Origin of the sequence: Pseudomonas sp. Q11, assembly GCF_024494355.1 — a bacterium.
GTDB classification, from domain to species: Bacteria; Pseudomonadota; Gammaproteobacteria; order Pseudomonadales; family Pseudomonadaceae; genus Aquipseudomonas; species Aquipseudomonas hefeiensis.
Genome location: NZ_JAKNQY010000008.1, coordinates 148,168 through 172,974, shown reverse-complemented (window position 1 = coordinate 172,974; position 24,807 = coordinate 148,168). Strand labels below are relative to the sequence as shown.

The following is a 24,807-nucleotide window of genomic DNA, read 5'->3' as shown; positions in this document are numbered from 1 at the left end:
GGCCCCGCCTCAGTCTGTGGTTGCCAGCGCCGCCGTCGGCGCGGATCCGGGCTGCTGGACGGGCCGATGGAACAGTCGCTCCAGCCATAAGTATATGACCGGTGTGGTGAACAGCGTCAGCGCCTGGCTCACCAGCAGCCCACCGACCACCGCAATGCCCAGCGGCTGGCGCAGCTCCGCACCGGGGCCAGAGCCGAGCATCAGCGGCAGGGCGCCGAGCAGGGCGGCCAGGGTCGTCATGATGATCGGGCGAAACCGGGTCAGGCATGCCTGGAAAATCGCTTCCTGGGGTGTCAATCCACCCTTGCGCTGGGCATCGAGGGCGAAGTCGATCATCAGGATGCCGTTTTTCTTGACGATGCCGATCAGCAGCACCAACCCGATCAGCGCCATGATCGAAAAGTCCTGGCCCAACAACCACAGCATGACCAGTGCCCCGAGACCGGCCGAGGGCAGGGTGGAAATGATGGTTAGCGGGTGCACAAAACTCTCGTAGAGCACGCCAAGGATGATGTACACCGCCAACAGCGCGGCGAGGATCAGCCACGGCTGGCTGGCCAGGGAGCTTTGGAATGCCTGGGCCGCGCCCTGGAAGTTGCCGGTGATGGAGGCCGGCATGCCGATCTCGTTCTTGGCTTGATCGAGCATGCGCACCGCATCCCCCAGCGCCACGCCAGGCGCGAGGTTGAATGACAGGTTGGCGGCCGGGAACATGCCGTCGTGGGCGATGGACAGCGGGCCGTTGGTCGGCGCATCGAAGCGGGCCAGGGCTGAGAGCGGCACCATCTCACCGCTGAGCGGCGAGCGCAGGTAGAAATACGCCAGGCTCTCGGCCTTGCCGCGTTGCGCGGTGTCGAGCTCCAGGATCACGTTGTATTGATTGGTTTCAGTCTGGAATTCGTTGATCTGCCGCTGGCCGAAGGCGTCGTACAGGGCCTGGTCGACATCGCTGGCGGTTAGGCCAAAACGTGCCGCCGCGCTGCGGTCGATGTTGATGTGGGTGATGCTGCCGCCCAGTTGCAGATCGTTGGAGACGTCCCGGAACGCGGGGTTACCGCGCAGCCTGTCGGTGAGTTTTTGTGTCCAGGTGTTGAGCGTCGGGCCGTCGTTGCTCTTGAGCACGTATTGATACTGGGCGCGGCTCGGACCGGAACTGAGGTTGATATCCTGCCCGGCCCTCAGGTACAGCACCACGCCAGGGATACCCAGCAGTTTGGTGCGGATCCGGTCGATGAACCCGCTGGCCGACACGTCGCGCTCACCCCGGGGCTTGAGGGCGATCCAGAAGCGGCCGTTGGCGATGGTCTGGTTGGAACCCGAGACGCCGACAGCATGAGAAAAGGTCTGCACCGCCGGGTCGGCGGCGACGATCGCGGCCAGGGCCTTGTGTTTGGCGACCATGTCCGGGAATGACACATCGGCGGCGGCTTCACTGGTACCCAGCACCAGGCCGGTGTCTTGTACCGGGAAGAATCCCTTGGGAATGAACACGTAGCCCGCCACTGCCAGCGCCAGGGTCACGCCGAACACGCCGATCATCAGCCTCTGATGGGCCAGGGCCCGACGCAGTATCCGTTCATACCCGTCCAGCAGGCGTTCGCCGAAACTTCGCTTGCTGTGGGCATGATGCACCGGCGCGCGCATGAACAGGGCGGCCAGGGTCGGTGCCAGGGTCAGGGACACCACCACCGAAATCAGGATAGTCGACGTAGCAGTCAGGGCAAACTCCTTGAACAGACGCCCAACCACGCCGCCCATGAAGAGCAACGGAATGAACGCGGCTATCAGCGAGAAGCTGATGGAGATCACCGTGAAGCCGATTTCGCCGGCGCCCTTGATCGCCGCCTCGCGCATGCCCTCGCCGGCCTCCAGGTGCCGGTGGATGTTCTCCACCACGACGATCGCATCATCCACCACGAACCCCACCGAGATCACGATGGCCACCAGGGTCAGGTTGTTCAGGCTGAAACCCATCACATACATCAGGGCGAAACTGGCGATCAGTGACACGCCCAGTACCGCCGAGACAATCAGGGTCGCCGAGAGCTGGCGCAGGAACAGCGCCATCACTGCCACCACCAGCAGCACCGCGATCAGCAAGGTGATCTCCACCTCATGCAGCGAAGCGCGGATGGTCTGGGTCCGGTCGTTCAGCACGTTGACCTGCACAGCGGCGGGCAGCATGGCCTCCAGCGTGGGCAAGGCCGCCTGGATGCGGTCGACGGTGTCGACGATGTTCGCCCCCGGCTGACGGAAAATCACCAGGTTGAGCCCCGGTTGTTCGTCGGACCAGGCCTGAATGTAGGCGTCTTCCGAACCGTTGATGACTTTGGCGACGTCCTTGAGATGAACCGGCGCCCCATCCTTGTAGGACACGATCAACTCGCCATATTCCTCGGGCTGGAACAATTGATCGTTGGTGGACAGGGTGGAAACGCTCGACTCGCCGTAAAGCGCCCCCTTGGCCAGGTTGAGGCTGGCCTGCTGGAGTGCCACGCGAATGTCAGCCAGGGTCAGACCGATGGCGGCGAGTCGGTCCGCTGAGGCCTGGACCCGGATCGCCGGACGTTGCTGGCCGCTGATGTAGATTTGTCCTACGCCATCGATCTGGCTGATTTGTCGGGCGAGCAGGGTTTCGACGTAGTCGCTCAGTTCGGTACCGGGCATCAGGCTGGAGCTGACGCTGAGGATCAACACCGGGCTGTCGGCCGGGTTGACTTTGCGCCAGGTGGGCAGGTTCGGCATGTCCTGGGGCAGTTTGCCGGCGGCGGTATTGATGGCCGCCTGCACTTCCTGGGCGGCGGTGTCGATGCTTTTGTCGAGGCTGAATTGCAAGGTCAGGTTGGTCGAGCCCAGGGCGCTGCTGGAGGTCATCTGGGTGATGCCGGGAATGGCGCTGAATTGTACTTCCAGCGGGGTCGCCACCGACGAAGCCATGGTTTCGGGGCTGGCGCCGGGCAACAGAGCCCTGACCTGGATGGTCGGGAATTCCGCTTCAGGCAATGGCGCGACAGGCAGGCGAGGAAAGGCAATCAATCCCAGCAGTATCAGGGCGAACGTCAACAACACCGTGGCGATGGGGTGGTCGATGCACCACGCCGAAACCGAACCGCGGCCTTTCATGGTTGTGGCTCCGACACATTGGCCTGGGCCACTGGGTCACCGAGCACCTGGATGCGGGTGCCCGGCTTGAGCCGTGACTGACCGTCGCTCACCAACTGATCACCCGCGCTCACCCCTTTGATGATGTGCAGGTCGCTGTCCTGATACACCATCACCACCGGTACGTTCTCTACCTGGTCACCCTTGATCCGGTACACGAAAGGGTGCTCCAGGCCGCGCTGGACCACGGTCGGTGGCACCACCAGGGCGTTCTTGTCGAGGGCGGTCTGGATCTTCAACGTCACCAACTGCCCTGGCCACAGCCGTTGCGCGGCGTTACTGAATTCAGCCTTGGCCCGCAGGGTGCCGGTGTTGGCGTTGATCTGGTTGTCGATCAGGCTCAGGCGGCCCTCGCCGAGCATTTCGCCGGAGGTGCCATCGGCGCCGATGTAGGCCTGGACCAGCGCTTGCTCGGGTGCGGCCATCAACCGTTGCAAGGTCGGCAGCATTTGTTGGGGCAAGGCGAACTCCACCGCGATCGGGTCGATCTGGGTCACGGTGAACAGGCCGTCAGTGTCGCTGGTGCGCAGGAAGTTCCCTTCATCCACGTTGCGGATGCCGACGCGACCGGTTACCGGGGAGCGGATCTGGGTGTAGGACAGTTGCACCTGGGCGGCATCGATGGCCGCCTGATTACCTTGGGCGGTGGCCTTGAGCTGGTTGACCAGCGCCTGTTGCTGATCGTAGGTCTGCTTTGATACGCCGTCGTCGACACTGAGCAATTTGTAGCGCTTGAGATTGACCCGGGCCACCGCCAGTTGCGCCTGGCTCTCACCGAGCTGGGCCCTGGCCTGGTCGAGGCTGGCGCGGATGGAACGGTCGTCGATGGTGGCCAGCAGGTCACCCTGCTTGACCTGTTGCCCTTCCTTGACCAGCAGTCGGGTGAGGATGCCGTCGATCTGTGGGCGGATCACCACGCTGTGCAGTGACAACACCGTGCCGATGCCACTGGCAAAGCGCGGCACGTCCTTTTGCACCACGCTGACAACCCGAACGGGAACAGCGACCGGCGCACCGGGTTTGGCGGTGACGGGCTTCATGACATACCAGAAGGCCAGGGCCGCCAGGGCGATCAGGAGCACGACAAGCAGGACGGTTTTTTTCTGGATGTGCATGGATGTGGGAGGCCGGTTCAGGACGGAGGGATTCTTATCTTTCTTATATAGCGTTGCGAGGGGGTCAGGAAGGTGACGCCTAACTGACGGGCTTGTCAGTTTTGTCCCGATTTACTGTCAGACGAGTGCAGGGCTGATTGAATCCGCCCTGCGCGCGCCGGTATCGGGCAGGTATACTGCCGCCTTTCGCGGCTCGCTCTCCGGGCCCGACTTGTACGCATTACCCGGAGCTTCACATGACTTCCCCAACACCTTCGCCCGCGGACGAACGCCCGAACGGCGAACAGGCCGACCGGCCCGACAGCGATGTTTCCAGCGGCGAGAGCGTCAACGCGATCCCGACCTTCAAGTTTCCATTCAAGCCCGGTGAGCTGGCCGCGGCCAAAGGGGCCGGGCAGCAGCCTTGGTACAAGAACGGCGCGAAGAACGGTCATACCAAGACCCCTGGCGCCGCGCCTCCCGGCACGCGCCGCTCGATGGGCAAGCGCTGAGCATCGTCCCAGGGCACGGGAGCGGTATCAGTTCGCAACCCGTGCACCGGCCAGACTTCCACTCAACTCATAAGCCGTCAGTTCGGCCTGGTGCGCCGCGAGGATTTCCGGCAGCGAACCGCGCAGGTACTCCACCCAGGTCTTGATCTTCGCATCCAGATACTGGCGCGAAGGATAGATGGCGTAGAGGTTCAGTTCCTGGGAGCGATAGTTCGGCATGACCCGCACCAGCGTGCCGTTGCGCAGGCCTTCGATGGCGGCGTAGACCGGCAACACGCCCACGCCCATGCCACTGGTAATCGCGGTTTTCATGGCATCGGCGGAATTCACCAGGAACGGTGAGTTGTTGATGGTGACCATCTCTTGGCCTTCGGGGCCGTCAAATACCCATTTTTCCAGTGGAATGACCGGGCTGACCAGGCGCAGGCAGGCGTGGTTGAGCAGGTCGCCGGGTTTTTGCGGGCAGCCGCTGGCCTTCACGTAGGCAGGCGATGCGCAGACGATGCTGTAGGTGATTCCCAGGCGCTGGGAGACAAAGCCCGAGTCCGGCAATTCGCTGGCCAGCACGATGGAAACGTCGTAACCCTCGTCCAGGATGTCCGGCACGCGGTTGGCCAAGGTCAAGTCGAAGGTCACGTCCGGATGGGTTTTACGATAGCGGGCGATGGCGTCGATCACGAAATGTTGGCCAATGCCGGTCATGGTATGGACCTTCAACTGCCCGGCGGGACGTGCGTGAGCATCGCTGGCCTCGGCTTCAGCCTCCTCGACATACGCCAGGATCTGCTCGCAGCGCAGCAGATAGCGTTTGCCAGCTTCGGTCAGGGCGATGCGGCGGGTGGTGCGGTTGAGCAGGCGGGTTTGCAGATGGGCTTCCAGGTTGGAAACCGCACGCGAAACGTTGGCTGTGGTGGTATCGAGTTGCCCGGCGGCGGCGGTGAAACTGCCAGCTTCAGCAACACAGCTGAACGCACGCATGTTTTGCAAAGTGTCCATGGGAGGCTCTCTTGGGAGATGGCAAATTGTGACACGAAGTTACGGTGCGGCGGACCCCGATTAATGGATTATCGCAGTAACGGTAACAAAGATTCGCAGAAAGGTCGGCTTATCGCCGTTCGGTGGGGTGCCTAGAATTGCGGCCAATCCTGGAACGCTGATTACTGTGGGAGCGAGCCTGCTCGCGATAGTGGCATCACATTCCCCTCAATGTGTCTGCCTGGACGCTATCGCGAGCAGGCTCGCTCCCACAGGTGCGTCACCAGGCATGCATCCTCCCGACTCTTCACGCCCCCCATCTCAGGAATTTTGCGCAAGTGCCGCGTTGCATCAGCAGAGAGCTGAAGACTCTCAGTGTTTGGCTTTTAACGTTCACCATCAGCGGTTGCCTCGGCACGGGAGGGATTGCCCCGCAAGGCCAGGCATTGTCGGCCAATCAACTGGCCACCGATGAAGCGATCCGCGAGGCTGCCCGCGATGCCCACTGGCCCAGCCGCCAGTGGTGGAATGCCTATGGCGACCGGCAACTGGATCGCTGGATCGCCCTGGCCGTGCAAGACAGCCCGAGCCTGGCCTTGGCCGCCGCGCGCGTGCGGCAGGCCAAGGCCATGGCCGGTGTCGTCGAGGCTGCCGAGTCGCTACAGATCAATGGTCAGGCGACCCTCAAGCGCCACAATTGGCCCAGCGATCAGTTCTATGGCCCTGGCGAGTTGGCCGATACCACCACTTGGGACAATAACGCAGGCCTGGGCTTGAGTTATGCCCTGGACCTGTGGGGCCGCGAGCGCAACGCCAGTGAGCGGGCCGTCGACCTGGCTCATGTCAGCGTGGCCGAGGCGCGGCAGGCGCAGTTGGAGTTGCAGAACAACATCGTGCACGCCTACATCCAGTTCTCGTTGCACTACGCCCAGCGCGATATCGTCGTTGCGACCCTCCATCAACAGGAGCAGATTCTCGAACTGGCACAAAAGCGCCTCGACGGCGGCATCGGCACCCATTTCGAAGTCAGCCAAGCCCAGGCGCCGTTGCCCGAGACCCATCGGCAACTCGACGCCCTCGACGAAGCCATCGCCTTGAGCCGCAATCAATTGGCGGCGCTGGCGGGTAAAGGGCCAGGAGACGGGGCACGGCTGCAGCGCCCGACCCTGGCCCTCGGTGCGCCCTTGAAACTGCCGTCGGCATTGCCGGCCGAACTGCTCGGCCAGCGTCCGGACGTGGTGGCCGGACGTTGGCAAGTGGCCGCTCAGGCCCGGGGCATCGATGTCGCGCGTGCCGGGTTTTATCCCAATGTCGACCTGGTTGGCAGTATCGGCTACATGGCGACCGGTGGCGGGGCGCTGGAATTCTTGACCGGCAAGAAGCTCAACTACAGCGTCGGACCGGCCATCACACTGCCGATTTTCGACGGTGGGCGCCTGCGTTCACAGCTGGGGCAGGCGGCGGCCGGTTATGACATCGCCGTGGCCCGCTATAACCAGACGCTGGTCGATGCGCTCAAGAGCATTTCCGATCAGTTGATCCGCCGTGACTCCATGGACAAGCAACACGTCTTCGCTGCTGAGTCGGTGGCCGCCGCGCAACGCACCTACGACATCGCGATGGTTGCGTTCCAGCGCGGGCTCACCGACTACCTCAACGTGCTCAACGCCCAAAGCCTGTTGTTCAAGCAGCAACAGGTGCAGCAGCAAGTGGAGGCGATGCGCTTGAGTGCACATGCCGACCTGGTAACGGCGTTGGGCGGTGGCCTGGAAGCCGGTAACGACACCCCTCGCCACGATGCTGAATAGGCCCTTTGTGACGTCTTTACTTACCTGCGCACGCTGGCTGCACCGCCTCGAATGGCGCCGTGGCTTCTTCGACTGGGCCCGCAGCGACGGGGTGACCTGGGTCTACATCTTCAAAGTGCTGTTAGCCGCGTTCCTGACGTTGTGGCTGGCGATGCGCCTGGAGCTGCCGCAACCGCGCACGGCCATGATCACGGTGTTTATCGTCATGCAGCCCCAGAGCGGGCAGGTGTTCGCCAAGAGTTTCTATCGCTTGCTCGGCACCCTGGCCGGCTCGGCGGTGATGGTCGCGCTGATTGCCTTGTTTGCCCAGAGCACTGAGTTGTTCTTGGGCAGCCTGGCGATCTGGGTCGGTGTCTGTTCAGCCGGCGCGGCGCGTTATCGCAACTTCAGGGCCTATGGTTTTGTGCTGGCCGGCTACACCGCGGCCATGATTGGTCTGCCGGCCCTGGCCCATCCGGAGGGTGCCTTCATGGCGGCGGTCTGGCGTGTGCTGGAGATTTCCCTGGGGATTCTCTGCGCGACCCTGATCAGCGCCGCGATCCTGCCGCAAACCGCCAGCGCCGCCATGCGCAACGCCCTGTACCAACGCTTTGGAGTATTCGCCCGGTTTGTCACGGATGGCTTGCGTGGACGCAGCAAACGCGCGGCATTCGAGGCGCGTAACGTCGGCTTCATTGCCGAAGCCGTCGGCCTGGAAAGCCTGCGCAGCGTGACGGTGTTCGAAGACCCGCACATGCGCCGGCGCAACGGTCGGCTCAGTCGCTTGAACAGCGAATTCATGGGCATCACCACCCGATTCAACGCCTTGCACCAGTTGCTCGAGCGTTTGCGCAGCCGCCGGGCCGAACAGGTGGTGAATGCCATCAAACCGGGTTTGCAAACGTTGGCCGAGTTGCTGGACGGTTTTAGCGCCAGCGCGTTGACCGATAAAGATGCCGCGCGCCTGGCGGCGGAGCTGGCCATCTATAAAGCCGATTTGCCGGCACAGGTCCGCAGGTTGCGTGGGGTGTTCGAAGAAACAGACCCGAGCGAAGCGCAACGGCTGGACTTCCACACCGCCTACGAGCTGCTGTATCGCTTCGTCGATGACTTGCACGGCTACGCGCAGACCCATGCGTCGCTGGCGGATCATCGCCACGAACGCGAGCGATGGGACGAACCTTTCATGCCGCAGACCAACGGTCTGGCGGCTGCGGCGTCGGGGTTTCGGGCCGCGTTCATTCTGCTGGTACTGGGCAGCTATTGGGTCGCCACGGCCTGGCCGAGTGGTGCGACCATGACGATGATTGCCGCCGCCACGGTGGGCTTGTCGGCCGCCACGCCCAACCCTAAACGCATGGCGTTCCAGATGGCGTGTGGCACGTTGTTCGGGGCCTTGATCGGTTTCGTCGAGATGTTTTTCATCTTCCCGCTGATCGACGGCTTCCCGTTGCTCTGCGTGATGTTGGCGCCGGTGATCATGTTGGGCTCATTCCTCAGCTCGCGACCGCAATACGCCGGGGTTGGGCTGGGGCTGCTGATCTTTTTCTGCACCGGCTCGGTGCCCGACAACCTGACGGTCTACAACCCCTACACCTTCATCAACGATTACCTCGCGATGATCCTTGGCATGCTGGTATGCGCCGCTGCCGGGGCAATCATCCTGCCGCCCAACAGTCGCTGGTTGTGGCGCCGGCTCGAACAGGACCTGCGCGAGCAGGTGGTGTTTGCTATCAGCAGCCGCCTCAAGGGCCTGGCGTCGGGCTTTGAAAGTCGTACCCGGGACTTGCTGCATCAGGCTTATGGGCTGGCCGCGGGGCAGCCTCGGGTGCAGCGGGATCTGTTGCGCTGGATGTTTGTGGTACTGGAGGTCGGCCACGCGATTATCGAACTGCGCAAGGAACAGGCGATCTTGCCGGTGCATCCGGCCTATGCCCCAAGCCAGCCGTGGCGCCAGGCGATTCGTGTGATGGGGCGGGCGCTGGTGCGGCTGTTCCGCCAGCCCGGCCAGAGCAATCTGGAGCGCGCCCTGCTGGCGGTCGACCATGCCATCAGCCGCGTACAGGCCAGTGACGAACCCTTCGCCCCGCATTTCGACACATCGGCCCTGCGCCGGGTGAAAAGCTACCTGCATTTCATCCGTACTTCGCTTTTGGACCCGCAATCGCCATTAGCGGCCTACGCCAGACCGCTGCCCCAGGAACCTGAACATGCCTCGTGAAATCGCCTTCCATGGCGTGTACATGCCCACCATGACCCTGATGTTTTTCATCGCCGCCGCCCTGGCCTGGGCCCTGGACCGTTTTTTGTCCGGGCTGGATCTGTACCGCTTCTTCTGGCACCCGGCGCTGCTGCGCCTGAGTCTGTTTACCTGCCTGTTTGGCGCGCTGGCGCTGACGGTCTACCGTTGAGATCAATGCGATGAAAAAGTTTTTCAGCCTGCTTGCGACGCTGTTGGTGCTTGCCCTTGCCCTGTGGATCGGCCGGACGTTGTGGGTGCATTACATGAACACTCCGTGGACCCGTGATGGTCGGGTACGCGCCGATATCATCAACGTCGCCGCCGACGTCAGTGGCGAGGTGGTCGAGGTGCCGGTGCGTGATAACCAGTTGGTAAGAAAGGGCGAGCTGCTGATGCGCATCGATCCTGAGCATTACCGCATTGCGGTGAAACAGGCTCGCTCTTTGGTGGCCTCGCGCAAGGCGACCTGGGAAATGCGCAAGGTCAACGCTCATCGGCGCGCCGACCTGGACAGCCTGGTGATCTCCCGGGAAAACCGTGACGACGCCAGTAACATTGCCGACTCGGCCCTGGCCGATTACCAGCACGCCCAGGCGCAACTGGAGGCCGCCGAACTGAACCTCTCGCGTACCCAGGTCCGCGCGGCGGTGGACGGTTACGTCACCAACCTCAACGTGCATCGGGGCGACTATGCGCGCATCGGCGAGGCGAAAATGGCCGTGGTGGACATGAATTCGTTCTGGGTTTACGGCTTCTTCGAAGAAACCAAGTTGCCCAAGGTCCGGGTCGGTGATTCGGCGCAATTGCAGTTGATGAGTGGCGAGGTGCTCAAGGGGCATGTGGAAAGCATCTCGCGGGGCATCTACGACCGTGACAACCCCGAAAGCCGCGAGTTGATCGCCGATGTGAACCCGACCTTCAACTGGGTTCGCCTGGCGCAGCGGGTGCCGGTGCGGATCCATATCGACGAAGTGCCGGACGGCGTGCTGCTGGCGGCGGGGATGACCTGCACGGTGGTGGTCGAACCTCATGCCGTGCGCTGAGGCATCGCATCATGTGTGGGTTGATGGTGAGATTTGATACACACCACAGATCCCCTGTGGGAGCGGGCTTGCTCGCGAAAGCGGTGGTTCAGCTTGCACTGATATTGACTGTGCCGGCGTCTTCGCGAGCAAGCCCACTCCCACATTGGATCTTCGCCGGAGATGCGTTTTGTGTTCGCCCCCAATCCCCTCGCCACAGGAGTAATGCCTGTTACTCCTCCGGTATTTACAGCGACCCACCCAACCCGAATCGCTTCATCAAGCCTTTTTCCAGCAACCCCTTGGGCAGCAAACCGGCCATCAACGGCAACGCCCGGCTGCCATTGCCCAGGCGCAGCAGGCGCGGGGGGCTGGGTTGCTGCACGGCCTTGAGCAGTCCTGCGGCGAAGTCGCTGGCCGGGGTCGGGTTGTCCTGGGATGCCTTGGCGCGGCTGCGGATGCCGTCGCGCAGAGGCCACCAGGGTGACTGTTCGCTGATCAGTTGCTCGGCTTCATGGCCGGCATTTTTGGCGAAACTGGAGGCGATCGCACCGGGCTGGACTTCCATCACGCGGATGCCGAACGGCGCCAGTTCCATGCGAAGTGCATCGCTCAAGGCATGCACCGCCGCTTTCGAGGCGCAATAGGCGCCGGCAAATGGCGTCACCAGCACACCGGAAACGCTGCCGATGTTCACCACCAAGCCCTTGGCTCGACGCAGCACCGGGAACAGTGCGCGGGTCACTCCGACGATGGCGAACACGTTGGTTTCGAACTGGCGCTGCATCGCCGGCACGCCACCGTCCAATAACGGCCCCATGGCACCGTAACCGGCATTGTTGATCAGCACATCGAGACCGCCGTGTTGCTGGTTGATGCGTTCACTCAACTGTTCCAGGGCCTGGCCGTCGTTTACGTCCAGTTGTACGGCGGTGAAGCCGGCTGCGCTGAGCAGCGCCACGTCCTCATCCTTGCGTGCACTGGCCCAAACTTGATAGCCGGCGGCCTTGAAGGCATCGGCGAGGGCGCGGCCGATGCCGCTGGAACATCCGGTAATCAACGCTACGGGCATGGCCATTCCTTATGCAAACAGTGAGAGGGGATCAGTTGGAGAAACTGCCTTGCAATCGTTCGGCGCGAAACTCCAGGGTTTGTGGACGATAGCCGGGGCGCAGCGGTGGCAGCGACAGGCAGTCTTGCCAGTCCGCGCCGGGCTGCAACTCGCCTGGGCCGCGATAACGCGGTGCGGTGTACTGATTGTCGGCCAGATTGATGGTGTCGCCGGGTGCATAGGCCGCGATCCGCCAGCGCAGTTCGGTCAGCGGTACATCGTTGCCATTTGTCATGGTCAGCAACAACGGACGGTCGGCCGGGCAGCGTTCGGGGGCGTAAGTGACACGCAGATCCAGGCGCGCCAGTTGTCGGGTTTCGCGGCTGTCCTCCCAGAGTACCCACGCGGCCACCAGCCCCAGCCCGACGAACGCCGCCAGGGACACCGGCAGCGCCTTGGCCGGATAGCGCAGCAGCAGGATGAGCCAGGTGATGACCAGCAAGACGCCGATAAGCATGGTTGAAGCCTCCGTTACCGTCACCCCATCCTACCGGAGGGGAGGGACCGTGGATATTCATCCGTCTCGGGCCATCGGTCGCCACTGTCATATCTGACAGTAGGCAAGGGGTGCTTGTCCTTGTTAGATGCCGGGGTACGACGCAGCGATGCCACAACCAAGAGGCCTGATGAGATGGGCATGGATCAGCGAACCCCGAGGCTGATGGCCTTTGACCCAAGGAGTTTACCGGTTCGTTCGGTCGACTATTGGCGCAACACCGAAAACGGACCCACGCAACAGCGCATCACCCGCAATCTTTTCGATGCCACCGGCCGTTTGGCAAAACAATGGGATCCTCGATTGTGGTTCTTACAACAAGACGATCAGTCGGCACCGGCCAACCTTTCGACGGTTTATTCCCTGTCCGCTGCCGCGTTGCGTACCGATAGCGTCGATGCGGGCATGCAGATCGATCTGCCAGGGCTCGCCAGCGAGGGCTTGCAGGCGTGGGACGGCCGAGGGACGCATCGCGAGGTGGTCTACGACGACTTGCTCCGTCCCGTGGTGGTGCTCGAACAAAGCGCCGGGCAACCGCGCCGATGTGTCGAGCGTCTGAAGTATGGTTATCCGGGGCAGGGCGATCAGAACCACAACCAGTATGGCCAGCTGATCCGTCACGACGACACGGCGGGTACGTTGTTACTGGCGTCGTTTGCCTTGACCGGGCAAAACCTCATGCAGGACCGCCGTTACATCCTTGATGCGGCTTTGCCCGATTGGCCGGAGCCGGAATCCGATCGCGAACAACTCCTTGAACCTGGAAGCGGTGCCGTTTCGACGTGGCGTGTTGGGCCGCTGAGCGATGTGCTGGAGCGAGTCGACGCCCGGGGAAATCGACAACGCCAATGCCTTGCGCTCGATGGCCGGCTGTCCGGCAACCAACTGTTATTGGCGGGGCAGGGCGATTGGCAGACGCTGGTGAGTGATATTCGCTACGATGCCCTTGGACAGATCGAGGGGCAAACAGCCGGCAACGGCGTGCAAACCACCCTTGTCTACAGCCCTGAAGACGGGCGCCTGGCGGAGCGCCAAGCCCTGCGTGCCGGCCAGGTACTGCAACACTTGCGCTACGTTTATGACCCGATGGGCAACGTGTTGAGCATCGAGGACGCCGCCCTGGCGGTCCGCTACTTTGCCAACCAGCGCATCGACCCGATCAGCCGCTTTGTCTACGACAGTCTCTATCAACTGATCAAAGCCACCGGTTGGGAGGCGGGCTCGGCGAACCAAGGGCCCGACTCGCAGGGGCACAACGACCCGGCGGCGGTTAGCAATTACCAGCAGACCTACCGCTACGACGAAGGCGGCAATCTGTTGGCGCTGGTTCACGTCGGGGCACAAAGCCATGGTCGGGAAATCCTAGCGGCTCGCTATAGCAATCGCTGCCTGCCGTACCGCAACGGCGTGCCGCCCACGGAGGAGGAAATCGCCGCCGCGTTCGATGCGCGGGGCAATTGCCTGGAGCTGGACGCGGGACGGTCCCTGGTGTGGGATTTGCGCAACCAGTTGAGTTCGGTCACGCCGATCGAACGCGCCTCGGAACTCAACGACAGCGAGGCTTATGTCTACGATGGCGGCGGTCAACGTGTGCGCAAGCTGCGCACGCTGCAGACCGGCACCCGTACGCTGACCGCCGAGGTGCGTTATCTGCCGGGGCTGGAGTTGCATGCCGACAGCGGCACGGGTGAGGCGCTACAGGTGGTCATCGCCGAGGGCGGGCTCAGCGATGTCCGGGTGCTGCATTGGGAAAGCGCACCGCCGACCGGGGAAAACGATGGCTACCGATTCAGCCTGGTCGATCATCTGGGCTCGGTCTGCATGGAGCTTGCCCTGGACGGGCGGATCATCAGCCGTGAGCATTTTTATCCTTTTGGCGAAACGGCTTCTCTGGCAGGGGGCGACGCGATCGAGGTGGGTTACAAGACGGTGCGTTATTCGGGCAAAGAGAGGGATGCCACGGGGCTTTATTACTATGGCTTCAGGTATTACACGCCTTGGCTGCAACGATGGGTGAATCCTGATCCGGCAGGTCAAGTGGATGGATTGAATCTTTATCGGATGTTGCGTAACAACCCGATGACTTTTTTTGACGAGCAGGGCGCCGAACCGAGATCGAAAACTGCGTTGTCGACTGCAACCGGTATTTACGGGGAATACCAACAACGCTACAGCGATACGGATAGGCAATTGCCATTCGAGATGATGGCCGACATCACGGATAACCGACTTAACTTCAAAACAAAGAAAGCGCCGGAAACGATGCTTGCAAAGGTCAAGGACAGGCGCTTCACATTGAGGCACTACACCGTAGGCAGAAATGCAGGTGAAGAACCTTCTTTCAAGCAAATCGCTTCGAACTTTTCATTGGTCCATAAAGGCGTAAAGACGCTGGGTGGAAAGGGCGGCAATACCAATGAAAAAGACTGGACGAAAGCCGGGAACAGCGCTTTTACCTTCTTCCTTCTAGCGATAGACGGTGAGGCGAACGAGCGTAAGTTTCTGCAATCAATGACCCATTACGCGGAATACGATCTTGAGGATGACAATGCGCTGGAGGCTGCGTTGGGAAAGGACTTCGAAACAGTGGAGTTTTTTGCATCGCCTGACGTGCTGGAACCGAAGCACTCCTCGGACCTGGGAGCGGTTCCGATGGTGAGGGGCCGTTTAAAAGACCTTAAAGCCCTGTTGGTGGGCAACTCAGGCATATCCCCTGCGCAAGTGGGCAGATTGCAAGCGCCTGAATTGCTCAATACGATCGATCAGGCATTCGGCGGTACCTTGGAGATCAAGATTCCGGGCTCGATAAATGTCCGTGCCTGGCATAAGAAATCGCCCATCAGGCAGGCCGCCTGACCTGTGAAAAAGCCCCCACCCAACCCACTGCGGATAGGGGACGCAGTGGGCTGGACGGGGGCTTCTTGTACGGCTGATCGTTATTGGGCGATGGTTTTCACCGAGACGCCACGTTCGATCGGGGTGGAGCGACCGTAGATGTCTTCGAAACGCTCGATGTCATCTTCGCCCAGGTAGCTGCCGGACTGCACCTCGATGATTTCCAGTGGGATCTTGCCCGGGTTGCGCAGGCGGTGCACCGACGCGATCGGGATGTAGGTCGACTGGTTTTCGCAGAGCAGGAACACGTTCTCGTCGCAGGTCACTTCGGCGGTGCCGCTGACCACGATCCAGTGTTCGGCACGGTGGTGGTGCATCTGCAGCGACAGGCACGCGCCCGGCTTGACCGAGATGTGCTTGACCTGGAAACGACCGCCCATGTCCACCGAGTCATAGGAACCCCACGGGCGATAGACTTCGCAGTGGTTCTGGGTCTCGGTGCGGCCCTGTGCGTTGAGGGTGTTGACCATCTGCTTGACGCCTTGGACCTTGTCCTTGTGGGCGATCATCATGGCGTCCTTGGTTTCGACCACCACGATGTTGTCCAGGCCGATCACCGACACCAGCTTGCCGTTGCCATGGATCATGCAGTTGCGGCTGTCCTGGACGACCACGTCGCCCTTGGTGACGTTGCCGTTGGCATCCTTGGGGTTGACTTCCCACAGCGATGACCAGCAGCCGACATCGCTCCAGCCGGCCGACAGTGGCACCACACAGGCGCGCTGGGTCTTTTCCATCACCGCGTAGTCGATGGAGTTGTCCGGGCAGCAGGCGAAGGTGGCTTCGTCGAAGGTGATGGTGTCCGGGGTCTGTTCACTGCGCTCCAGGGTCAGCAGGCAGGTGTCGTAGATGTCCGGATCGTGCTTTTTCAGCTCTTCGAGGAAGCGGCTGGCACGGAACAGGAACATGCCGCTGTTCCAGAAGTAACCGCCGGCCTCGACGAACTCGGTGGCACGCTTGACGTCGGGTTTTTCGACGAAGTGCGAAACCCGGCTCACCCCTTCAGGCAGCAGCGCATCGTTGGTCGACTTGATGTAGCCATAACCGGTTTCCGGTTTGGTGGCCGGTACGCCGAACAGCACCATTTCGCCACGCTCGGCGGCCACGGTGGCCAGGGCCAACGCGCGTTGCAGGGCTTTCTGGTCTTCCAGCACGTGGTCGGCCGGCAGGACCAGCATCAGCTCGTCGCGGCCTTCATTGACCAGCATCATGGCGGTCAGCGCTACGGCGGGTGCAGTGTTGCGACCGAACGGCTCCATCAGGATGCGCTGGGCTTCCAGCTTGCGGTTGCTCAACTGCTCGTTGACGATGAACCGGTGGTCTTTGTTGCAGACCACGATCGGGGTGTCCATGCCTTCGAACACCAGGCGCTCGAGGGTCTGTTGGAACAGGGTGTGTTCGCCGGTCAGGGCCAGGAACTGTTTAGGGAATTGCTTGCGCGAAAGCGGCCAAAGACGTGAGCCGCTACCACCTGACAAGATCACCGGAATCATGTTTGTTACTCCTACAAATCGAAATGGTTTTTAGAGCTACTGCGTTCTGTCGTTTCACTCTCTTGTTGTTGTTCCAGGGGGCAGCTGCAAGCTTCTAGCTTCAAGCGGCAAGCTTTTACTTGCAGCTTGAAGCTTGAGACTTGCCGCTGCGCTTATCGTGTCGACACCGGGCGTTTCACCCACACTGGCGACAGGCTGCTGCCGGAGCCGGTGACGTACAGTACGGCCGCTTCGCCGCGTTCCAGGGCCACGGGCTTGAGGTCGCCGACTTTCTTGTCGCCGTCGAACAGCGCCAGGCTCACTTTCACCGGGTTGATTTCACGCTCGCCACGGCCCTTGGCCGCGACGGTCTTGACCACTTCGGTCTTGCCATCGGCGGTCTTGAGGGTCAGCGGCTTGTCGCTGAGGTTCTGCACGCGGATCAGGGACTTCTGCTTGTTCTTGAACGGCGGTTCTTCGATCAACTGAGGCTGGCCGCTGGCGTTGTTGACCAAGGTGTAGGAGTGATCGGAGGCCAGTTTCACCGGCAGGGTCTGGCTGCCGACCTTGGCGCTGTAGTCGCCACCGGGCATGAAGCTGAAGTCGCTACTGGCCAGCGGTGCCACGTCGTTGATATTGGTATTGCCGACGGTGGCGCTGACTTCGGCGTTGCTGGCGTTGTATACCCGCACGAAGCTCGAACCTTTTGGCGCGGTCGGAGCGTACAGGGCGCCGTCACCGGCAAAGGCAGGCAGTGAAAGGGCGCTCATGCTGGCAACCAGGGCAACGGCCTGGAGGGAGCGAGCGGCGAGACGGCGAGGAGTTGTAGTGAAAGTCATGGTGGACCTCTCTTTCAGTTTTGCGCCCGGTCGGGCGTCTCGGATGGGGTGTTGGCTGCTACGTTTTGTTGGCGTGCGCCGGCTTGTTTGAGTTCTGCGACCCACTGCGGGTCGGCGTCGCCGATTTCGTTGTTCACAGGCAGATAACGTTCAGGAAACTCCCAGATCAGCACCTGTGGCGGGCTGTCCTTGAAGGCGTCGCTCTTGAGGTAGCTGAGCATCGGCAGAATCGGGCCATGGCCGTCTTCGGCGTAGTTCACGACGTCGCTGTGCAGGGCCTGCTTGAGTGCACCGACGAAGTTCCAGTTGGGGTTGGCGCTGTAGCTGGTGCCGATCAGCGCCACGGGCACTTGGGCATCGGCAAACAGTGCGTCATCGCTGGCCGGCTGGTCGTCGGCTTCGCGGGTGGTGCGTTTGACCAGCGGCTCCTGGGCTGGCATCAGGTTTTCGAACAGCGGGTCCAGGGGCAGGAACTGACGCAGGTCGCCCTTGTGAATGACTTTTTCCGCTGGGGTTGTCACGAAACGTTGTGGCTCGCCGTTAAGTGGGGTGCGCTCGGCAATCGTCTTGGCCAGCTTCTCGGCGGCGACCTGCGCGCCTTCCGGGGTCCAGTGGGTGTCGGTGCGCAGGAACACTTGCTGGCCGCTTTGTTTGGCCTGTTGCATCGGGCCGAGCAGGTCAGGGGCCAGGATCCTGTCTGCCGCCACGCGGGCATGGAAGTCCTGGTAGAGGTTGGCGTGAATGCTGGATGGCTTCACTTCACCCAAGTGTTCCGGGTAGAGGCGCGCCTTGGCTGGCACGATCGCCATCACCAGGGTGATGCCCTGTTCCTTGAGCTTCTGGCGCACGCCTTCGACCAGCGCGTAGTTGCCTTGCAGGTTCTGCTCTTCGTTGACGATCGGGTTGAACTCTTCGTCGCTGTACAGCCACTGATCGCGACCCAGGACCACGCCTTTGCGGCCCTCGTTGAACAGCTTGTAGTCCAGTGCCGCCCAGATGTTGGTGCCCAGGCGCTTGATCGGGAACTCGTCGTCGTAGTGGGTCTCGACGGCTTTGGTCCAGCGACCGTTGAGCACGGTCGCATCGGGGTTGGTGCTGAAGCCGAAGAAGCTGCGCACCGACCACAGGCCCAGGACCGTCAAGGTCAGCAGGAACAGTGCGATGTAGAAGATGCGTAATGAGCGGGTCATGTTCAGATCCCTCAGAACTGGAAGTAAAGGAACGGCGAGAAGCTTTGCGCCGAGAGTTTGAGAATCGAGGCGATGAACAGCACCAGCACCAGGGTACGCATTACGTAGCGCGGCCAGTCAGCGACCCAGTACGCCGGTTGCACTTGGGCTTCGACGCCCACGGTGTAGCCCGGTTGATGAATGCTCGACGGGTTATCGCCCGGTACAGCCTTGATCAGTCCCGGTTGTGCGGTGGCCGGGCCATCGGCCTCGGTGTTCACTTCAGGCTTGGTCTTGACCGGTGGACGATTGGTGTAGAGATCGCGCAGGCCGAAGAAAGCGAGAGTGGCGTAGGCCACAACCAGCGTGGCGATTTGCAGGCCGGTGAGGTTGGCGCGGGTCAGTTCCGACAGCGACCAGTCGCCGAAGCTGAACATGGCGCCGTACATGCGGCCGGCCACGTGCAGGTTCTCGGCACGGAAGATTACCCAGCCCATCACCACCAGCAGGAACGTCAGTGCCCAGCGGATCGGATTGATGCTGCGTGGCATGGTGTTGATGCCCACCGCTTTTTCGATGGCCAGCCACATACCGTGCCAGGCACCCCAGATCACGTAGGTGATGTTCGCGCCGTGCCACAGACCACCGAGCAGCATGGTCAGGAACAGGTTGCGATAGGTCATCAGCGTGCCTTTGCGATTGCCGCCCAGGGTGATGTAGAGGTAATCGCGCAGCCAGGTCGACAGGCTGATGTGCCAGCGCCGCCAGAACTCGGTAATCGACTGGCTGATGTAGGGCTGCTTGAAGTTCTCCATGAAACGGAAACCCATCATCAAGCCCAGGCCGATGGCCATGTCGCTGTAGCCGGAGAAGTCGAAGTACAGTTGCGCGGTGTAGGCCAGGGCACCGAGCCAGGCATCGCCTGTGGTCGGGTTATCCAGGGCAAAACAATGATCGGCCACCACCGCCAGGGTGTCGGCGATGAACACTTTCTTGATGAAGCCCTGCATGAAGCGCGTGCAGCCTTCGGAGAATTTGTCCAGGGTGTGGGTGCGGTTGTTGAACTGATCGGCCAGGTCGCGGAAACGCAACACGGGGCCGGCGATCAGGTGCGGGAAGATCGCCACGAACGCTGCGAAGTCGATCAGGTTGTGGGTCGCCGGGGTATCACCGCGATAAACGTCGATGATGTAGCTGATGGACTCGAAAATGTAGAACGAGATCCCGATCGGCAACAGCACGTGGGTCAGGATGAACGGATTGAGACCGAAGCCGCTGATGATCGCGTTGAGGCTGTCCACACCGAAGTTGGCGTACTTGAAGTAGCCCAGGATGCACAGGTCCACGCCCACGCCGAGCAACAGCCAGCGCTGGGCCGGTTTGGTACGCACGCCGGCGGCGCCGACTTTCAGCCCGATCCAGTAGTTCCACAGGGTGACGCCGGCGAACAGCGCCAGGAAGTCCACGCGCCACCAGGCATAGAACACATAGCTGGCCAGCAATAACAGCAGGTTGCGATAGCGTTGCCCGCTCAAGTAGTACAAGCCGAGAAAGATCGGCAGGAACAGGAACAGGAACACATTGGATGAAAATACCATCCCGATCTCTCCATGTTGAATCAACAGTCAAGGGCCAGAGCCCCCCCAAACCCCCCCATGAAAACCGGGAGGTTTTATTACCTTTCAGACGCCGCGATTACTGTGGGAGCAAGGCTTGCCCGCGATGAACGATGACGCAGTTCATTCAGTGCCCCCGCGTCATGGCTATCGCGGGCAAGTCTTGTTCCCACAGGTCCCCTGCCAGGCAGGAGATAGGGCATCAGCTACCTTTTTCGCCTTTTTCCCATGAAGGGTCGTACACCTTGGTCAAGTCCCCGCCGAGGCGGAACGTCTTGAACGGCTGCATTTCATGCTTGCGCTCCAGTACATCCTCGGGGCAGGTGTAGAGGCTGCAGAACGGTTCGAGCCAGGCAAACTTGGAATCGACTTTCAGATCCTTCATGTCCTGTTCATCGCCGTTCTTGTCTTCGAAGATCTCCGGGTCTTGCACCCCGGCCAGCACCTGGTCAGCCAGGCGCTTGAGGGCGCCGTTGTTTTCCTGGCGCAGGTCCACGCCGTTGACCTGGGCGAAACTGGCGATCATCGCCAGGGGCGGCAGGGCATAGTTGTGGTAGGACAGGGCCCGTTGCTTGCGCTTGAGTTCGTTGGGCAAGAAGCCCTCGGCATCGACCTGGTTGACGCCGACCTTGTATTCCTTGACGGCCCAGTCGAACAGGTCGCGGCGGTTGGTCGCCACAGAGGTGGCCATCACCGACCAAGCGGCCCAGTAGGAGTGGTTGTTGATTTTCTTCAGCGGCAGGTTGTCCCAGTCGCTGACCACCTGATCGGCCATCTTGCTGAACCAGCCTTCGATCAGTTGTGCCTGTTCCTGATGATTGGCCAGTGGGCGAGACTCGGAGAACTTCAGGCGCACATAGGCCGAAGCCATGCTGCCCAGGGCCCATTTGCGCATGGACTTGCCGGTGTGGTTGAAGTCCTTGGACATCAGCGCATCGGCCTTGGCCCAGGCGGTCAGCCAGTTCAGGGTGCATTCCAGCTGCTCGGGGCGGCCGTCGCGCATGAATTGCATCACTTGTTTGCTGACGCCGCGCTCGATCCGGGTGATGTCGGAAGTGGCATCGCGGAAAGCCTTTTCCGATTTCACGTTCAGCGTTGCACGGGCTTTGTCGGAGCCCTCGTACTTGCTGCGAAATTGCAGGGCGCCCGTGTAGGGCGTCGGTACCGCCTCACAGCGGTCGTCAGAGCTGCCGGTCTTGAATTTTTCAATCGGTGCGAAGTAACCCTGGGGCGGGCGTAGCGGGGCCGCGGCCTGCGTCGCTCCGGCGAAGATCGCCAGGGTCAGCAGGGACGGCGCCAGCAGCGTTTTCAACGTTCGGGTGCGCATGGTTCTGGTCATGAGACGAGACCTCATTGTCCGATTTGAGCCGTTTGTTGCCCGGCTTGCGGAGATGCATTGCGTTTGCAGACTTTCGCTTCGATTTGCTGTGGCTCGGCACCGGCTTCAGGTCCCTGGACTTCGACAGCCAGCAGGTTCTGGGAAGCCCAGTCCTCGTCGGTGCGCAATTGGAAGGCGAAACGTCCGTCGGTTTCGGAAGTGTCCGGTTTTTCGATCTTGATATCCTCGTGGCGCCCATTCATGTACCAGAGGGTGGCTTGTAAGGTTTTCACCGACGTATCGGCGAAGCGGATATCGATCTGGTGGCTGCCGTTACGCAGGTCCATGTTCTTGCTGTTGACCATCAATTCGTTCTTGCCGGGCTTGAGGGCAGTCTTGCTGCTCATCATCGCGGGCTTGCCTTCGCAACCGTTGTTGTCCAGCAACGCCATCATCTGGCGGTAGATGGTTTCCTGGTCCAGGCGATACAGCGGCGAGAATTCCCAGATCAGGATTTTCGGCGGGCTCTTCTGGAACTCTTCGCTGCCCAGGTACTGGATCATCGCGCCTTCCAGACCGCCGCCGGGGAAGGCAACGTTGAGGATGTCGGCGCCGATGGCTTCTTGAAGGAAACCGGCGAAGTTGTAGTTCTTGCCGCTGTGACTGGTGCCCACGAGGGTGATCTGCGGATCACTGGAGTCGCCGAACAGGTCGCCGTCACCGGCTTCGCCTTTAGGCTCGGTGGTGAACTGGTCCATGTACTGGACCGCGTAGCTGGTGCCGCACAGCTGGCCGGCCATGTTGTGCAGGGTGCCGGTCTTGCCCATGCGGCCGGACTTCTTGGTCTCGAACTCCCGCTTGGGAATGTCGGCAAAGGCCGGGATCTGCTTGACCTTCTCGGCCACGATCTTCGCCGTGCGGTGGGCACCGTACGGGGTCCAGTGCTGGTCGCCACGGAAGTAGAAATCGTGGGCCGGCAGGGTGTCGGGCAGGCTTTCGTTGGTCAACGGCGACAGGTCCGGCACTACATAACCCATCTGCGCGAAACGCCCGAGCATGCTCTTGTAGTTGGTCAGGGCCTTGTCGAAGTCATAACTGGCCTTTTCCTGAGGGTTGAGTTTGTTGCGATTCACCAGGCCCCGGGTCGGTTGATAGACGAGCACCAGCTCGACGCCTTTTTTCTTGAACGCGTCGTGCAACTGCTGCATGCGCTTGTAGCCGGCCGGGGTGGTGTTGAATTCGGTACGCAGGTCTTCCTGGGTACGGAACAGCCAATCGCCCTGGGCCTGTACCAGTGTGGTGAAGTTCTGCTGATAGCGCGTGGTGTAGTTCTTCGCGTCATAAGCAGCCGGGCAGAGGTTGCAGCATGGTTCGGCAGTGAACACAGGCGCTGTGGTTTCAGCGGCGCGCGCGCCGCTTGTGGCGGCGAGAATGCCGGCAGTCAGGGCGGACAGGCCCAGAAGTTTGATCATCTGTGGGTTCATAAAGGTCATCCTCAGTCCCGCAATTCGGTCTGGCGTTCGACAGGGTCGATCAGCACGGCTTTCTGCTGGCGCACCAGCAGGTCGAGAATTTCATCCTGGCGCTCGCCCAGGATCCCCGAGAAGCTGATGCCGCTGGATTTGGTCGGCGCGAGCATAGACACGCGGTACAGCTCAACGCTCAACGGTGAGTCGATGGACAATGGGCCGCTGCCGTTGGCGGCCAGTTCGCCGCCGACCACGATCAGCGAGACCTGGGCGTCGAACGGGTCGAGCTTGATGTCCCGGTCGGTGTCGGACAGATCCTTGATGTGGCCGTAAAGACCGGTCAGGCCGTTGGCCATGGACACGTTTTCGTAAAGGCGGATGTTCACGCTGTTACGAATCCGGATGCCGTGGCGCCGGTTGCTGATCACTTTGTTGCCCCACAACAGGTTGTCACCACTCTCGTAAAGCGTGATGCCGTCGGTGTGGTTCTTGTAGATCTCGTTGTAGGCGATCAGGTTGTTCACGCTGTTACGGTCGATCACCAGGCCCGAGAGTTTGTTGTCGTAGCTGCGGTTGTTGAAAATGAAGCTGTCGTTGACCTCGCGGGAAATAATGATCCCGTGCTTTTTCTTGGTCCCGTAGACGGTGTTGTCGGCGATGATCAGTCGATGGGAACGGTCGTGGGGGTCAATGCCGTAGACGATGTTGTCCTTGTAGGTGTTGCCCTTGACCACAAAGTCGTTGGTTTCGTAGCAGTAGAAGCCGTACCACATGTCCGAGAACTCGGAGCCGATGATCCAGCCGGTCGGTTCCGGGCGCTTGAGGACCTTGGCCATGTTGGGCGTGTACTGGGAAATACTGACCCCGTACGACTTACTGTTGGCGTAGCCGAAGCTCGCCATCTTGGTGTTGACGATGTAGGTCTCGGTGCCGCCCCAGGACAGCAGGAACGGACGGAACTCGTTGGCCGAGCGGAACGTGGCGGGGCCATTGTCCTTTTCGCGCCAGCCGGTGACCTTGGTGTCGCGGATGAACATCTTTCCATCGTTGACCAGGAAGGAGCCGCCCTCTTGGGACAGGCGCAGCTCCTGGGTCTGCTTGTCGATTTCGAGGATGCCTTTTTCACCCACCACAATCGGAATCCTGGCCAGGAACACACCTGGCGAGGTTTCCTTGAGGTACTGCTTGGGCACTTTCTTGGCCAGGTCCTTGAGGTTCATGTAGCCATCGTCGATGAAGATGGCCTGTGGGATGCCACGTTGGCGCACCACCCACTCGGCCATCTTGTTGTCGCCGCCGATGAAGTCCTTCAAGGCGTTTTCCTGCATCATCCGGCGCACGCTGACCTTGCCGGGCTTGCTGCGCACGATCTTGGCCGCGACCGCTTCGGCGGTGAAGCCGGTGAGGTCGGGCAGGGTCGGCGCAGCCAGTTCCAGCGGAGCGGTCGGCGCGCTGCTGACGGTGTAGGTCTTGGCCTGCTGCAGTTCCTTGACCACGTTGCCCGGCTTGGCCACCGGTTCAACGTTGGCGAACGCCGACGAGCCGGCCAGCAGCATCGCTGCGGCCAACAGGCTGATCGAACCTTTCATCGCCTGGCTGTTCCTGAGGTAGCGGTTCATATCGGGCAC

Annotated in this window: 18 protein-coding genes; 6 read left to right on the top strand and 12 right to left on the bottom strand. The window is 61.4% G+C overall.

Features of this window, described 5'->3' with window-relative positions:
• Positions 1-9: 9 nt before the first annotated feature.
• Positions 10-3,123 carry a multidrug efflux RND transporter permease subunit gene (locus MA884_RS11455; protein WP_256230629.1) on the bottom strand — a complete coding sequence of 1,038 codons (3,114 nt, stop codon included), beginning with the start codon at positions 3,121-3,123 and terminating at the stop codon, positions 10-12.
• Complete coding sequence (locus MA884_RS11450; RefSeq protein WP_256230627.1) at positions 3,120-4,277, bottom strand: efflux RND transporter periplasmic adaptor subunit; 1,158 nt, start codon at positions 4,275-4,277, stop codon at positions 3,120-3,122. The genes MA884_RS11455 and MA884_RS11450 overlap by 4 nt, the downstream gene beginning before the upstream one ends.
• A 236-nt stretch (positions 4,278-4,513) precedes the next feature.
• On the opposite strand from MA884_RS11450, the gene MA884_RS11445 reads away from it, so the two are divergent.
• Positions 4,514-4,768 (top strand): hypothetical protein, encoded by a 255-nt coding sequence (locus MA884_RS11445; protein WP_047228828.1) that lies wholly within the window; start codon positions 4,514-4,516, stop codon positions 4,766-4,768.
• 27 nt (positions 4,769-4,795) lie between these two features.
• On the opposite strand, the gene MA884_RS11440 is transcribed toward MA884_RS11445, so the two are convergent.
• The gene (locus MA884_RS11440) at positions 4,796-5,764 is read right to left on the bottom strand and encodes a LysR family transcriptional regulator (protein ID WP_256230625.1); all 969 of its coding nucleotides are present in this window, start codon (positions 5,762-5,764) and stop codon (positions 4,796-4,798) included.
• Positions 5,765-6,081: 317 nt separating this feature from the next.
• Here MA884_RS11440 and MA884_RS11435 point away from each other — a divergent pair, with 317 nt between their 5' ends.
• Genes MA884_RS11435 through MA884_RS11420 form a run of 4 tightly spaced genes read left to right on the top strand, consistent with a single transcriptional unit; the run spans position 6,082 to position 10,815 of the window.
• Positions 6,082-7,551: an efflux transporter outer membrane subunit gene (locus MA884_RS11435; protein WP_256230624.1), complete on the top strand. Its 1,470-nt coding sequence runs from the start codon at positions 6,082-6,084 to the stop codon at positions 7,549-7,551.
• Positions 7,552-7,558: 7 nt separating this feature from the next.
• Complete coding sequence (locus MA884_RS11430) at positions 7,559-9,751, top strand: FUSC family protein (protein WP_256230623.1); 2,193 nt, start codon at positions 7,559-7,561, stop codon at positions 9,749-9,751.
• Positions 9,741-9,941 (top strand): DUF1656 domain-containing protein, encoded by a 201-nt coding sequence (locus MA884_RS11425; protein WP_024617598.1) that lies wholly within the window; start codon positions 9,741-9,743, stop codon positions 9,939-9,941. The genes MA884_RS11430 and MA884_RS11425 overlap by 11 nt, the downstream gene beginning before the upstream one ends.
• Positions 9,942-9,951: 10 nt before the next feature.
• On the top strand, positions 9,952-10,815 hold the full coding sequence (locus MA884_RS11420; RefSeq protein ID WP_256230622.1) for an HlyD family secretion protein: 864 nt from the start codon (positions 9,952-9,954) through the stop codon (positions 10,813-10,815).
• 226 nt (positions 10,816-11,041) lie between these two features.
• On the opposite strand, the gene MA884_RS11415 is transcribed toward MA884_RS11420, so the two are convergent.
• Both MA884_RS11415 and MA884_RS11410 read right to left on the bottom strand, forming a co-directional pair.
• Positions 11,042-11,866 carry an SDR family oxidoreductase gene (locus tag MA884_RS11415; RefSeq protein ID WP_256230621.1) on the bottom strand — a complete coding sequence of 275 codons (825 nt, stop codon included), beginning with the start codon at positions 11,864-11,866 and terminating at the stop codon, positions 11,042-11,044.
• A 31-nt stretch (positions 11,867-11,897) separates the two neighbouring features.
• Complete coding sequence (locus MA884_RS11410) at positions 11,898-12,362, bottom strand: multidrug transporter (protein WP_256230620.1); 465 nt, start codon at positions 12,360-12,362, stop codon at positions 11,898-11,900.
• Between the two features lie 174 nt (positions 12,363-12,536).
• Between MA884_RS11410 and MA884_RS11405 the strand changes: the two genes are divergently transcribed.
• Positions 12,537-15,257, top strand: a complete 2,721-nt coding sequence (locus MA884_RS11405; RefSeq protein ID WP_256230619.1) for an RHS repeat domain-containing protein — start codon at positions 12,537-12,539, stop codon at positions 15,255-15,257.
• Between the two features lie 80 nt (positions 15,258-15,337).
• Here the strand turns inward: MA884_RS11405 and MA884_RS11400 are convergent, their stop codons facing one another.
• From MA884_RS11400 to algG, 7 genes are all read right to left on the bottom strand, one after another.
• On the bottom strand, positions 15,338-16,789 hold the full coding sequence (locus tag MA884_RS11400; RefSeq protein WP_095963112.1) for a mannose-1-phosphate guanylyltransferase/mannose-6-phosphate isomerase: 1,452 nt from the start codon (positions 16,787-16,789) through the stop codon (positions 15,338-15,340).
• Between the two features lie 152 nt (positions 16,790-16,941).
• The gene (locus tag MA884_RS11395; protein ID WP_256230618.1) at positions 16,942-17,607 is read right to left on the bottom strand and encodes an alginate O-acetyltransferase AlgF; all 666 of its coding nucleotides are present in this window, start codon (positions 17,605-17,607) and stop codon (positions 16,942-16,944) included.
• A 14-nt stretch (positions 17,608-17,621) separates the two neighbouring features.
• Positions 17,622-18,797, bottom strand: coding sequence for an alginate O-acetyltransferase (locus MA884_RS11390; protein ID WP_256230617.1), 1,176 nt, complete (start codon positions 18,795-18,797; stop codon positions 17,622-17,624).
• Positions 18,798-18,808: 11 nt separating this feature from the next.
• Positions 18,809-20,374 carry an MBOAT family protein gene (locus tag MA884_RS11385; RefSeq protein WP_256230616.1) on the bottom strand — a complete coding sequence of 522 codons (1,566 nt, stop codon included), beginning with the start codon at positions 20,372-20,374 and terminating at the stop codon, positions 18,809-18,811.
• 220 nt (positions 20,375-20,594) lie between these two features.
• Entirely contained in the window at positions 20,595-21,719 is a 1,125-nt protein-coding gene (locus MA884_RS11380; RefSeq protein ID WP_256230652.1) for a mannuronate-specific alginate lyase, read from the bottom strand.
• Between the two features lie 23 nt (positions 21,720-21,742).
• Positions 21,743-23,194, bottom strand: a complete 1,452-nt coding sequence (locus MA884_RS11375) for an alginate O-acetyltransferase (protein WP_256230615.1) — start codon at positions 23,192-23,194, stop codon at positions 21,743-21,745.
• A gap of 11 nt (positions 23,195-23,205) precedes the next feature.
• Positions 23,206-24,798 carry a mannuronan 5-epimerase AlgG gene (gene algG / locus MA884_RS11370; protein ID WP_256230614.1) on the bottom strand — a complete coding sequence of 531 codons (1,593 nt, stop codon included), beginning with the start codon at positions 24,796-24,798 and terminating at the stop codon, positions 23,206-23,208.
• Between the last annotated feature and the right edge of the window lie 9 nt (positions 24,799-24,807).

Excerpts from the sequence above, each read along its gene's own strand:
- MA884_RS11455 (WP_256230629.1), bottom strand. The coding sequence starts at position 3,123 with ATGAAAGGCCGCGGTTCGGTTTCGGCGTGGTGCATCGACCACCCCATC.
- MA884_RS11420 (WP_256230622.1), top strand. The coding sequence starts at position 9,952 with ATGAAAAAGTTTTTCAGCCTGCTTGCGACGCTGTTGGTGCTTGCCCTT.
- MA884_RS11425 (WP_024617598.1), top strand. The coding sequence starts at position 9,741 with ATGCCTCGTGAAATCGCCTTCCATGGCGTGTACATGCCCACCATGACC.
- MA884_RS11390 (WP_256230617.1), bottom strand. The coding sequence starts at position 18,797 with ATGACCCGCTCATTACGCATCTTCTACATCGCACTGTTCCTGCTGACC.
- MA884_RS11440 (WP_256230625.1), bottom strand. The coding sequence starts at position 5,764 with ATGGACACTTTGCAAAACATGCGTGCGTTCAGCTGTGTTGCTGAAGCT.
- MA884_RS11410 (WP_256230620.1), bottom strand. The coding sequence starts at position 12,362 with ATGCTTATCGGCGTCTTGCTGGTCATCACCTGGCTCATCCTGCTGCTG.
- MA884_RS11395 (WP_256230618.1), bottom strand. The coding sequence starts at position 17,607 with ATGACTTTCACTACAACTCCTCGCCGTCTCGCCGCTCGCTCCCTCCAG.
- MA884_RS11405 (WP_256230619.1), top strand. The coding sequence starts at position 12,537 with ATGGGCATGGATCAGCGAACCCCGAGGCTGATGGCCTTTGACCCAAGG.
- MA884_RS11385 (WP_256230616.1), bottom strand. The coding sequence starts at position 20,374 with ATGGTATTTTCATCCAATGTGTTCCTGTTCCTGTTCCTGCCGATCTTT.
- MA884_RS11380 (WP_256230652.1), bottom strand. The coding sequence starts at position 21,719 with ATGCGCACCCGAACGTTGAAAACGCTGCTGGCGCCGTCCCTGCTGACC.
- MA884_RS11450 (WP_256230627.1), bottom strand. The coding sequence starts at position 4,277 with ATGCACATCCAGAAAAAAACCGTCCTGCTTGTCGTGCTCCTGATCGCC.
- MA884_RS11375 (WP_256230615.1), bottom strand. The coding sequence starts at position 23,194 with ATGAACCCACAGATGATCAAACTTCTGGGCCTGTCCGCCCTGACTGCC.
- MA884_RS11400 (WP_095963112.1), bottom strand. The coding sequence starts at position 16,789 with ATGATTCCGGTGATCTTGTCAGGTGGTAGCGGCTCACGTCTTTGGCCG.
- MA884_RS11445 (WP_047228828.1), top strand. The coding sequence starts at position 4,514 with ATGACTTCCCCAACACCTTCGCCCGCGGACGAACGCCCGAACGGCGAA.
- algG (WP_256230614.1), bottom strand. The coding sequence starts at position 24,798 with ATGAACCGCTACCTCAGGAACAGCCAGGCGATGAAAGGTTCGATCAGC.
- MA884_RS11415 (WP_256230621.1), bottom strand. The coding sequence starts at position 11,866 with ATGCCCGTAGCGTTGATTACCGGATGTTCCAGCGGCATCGGCCGCGCC.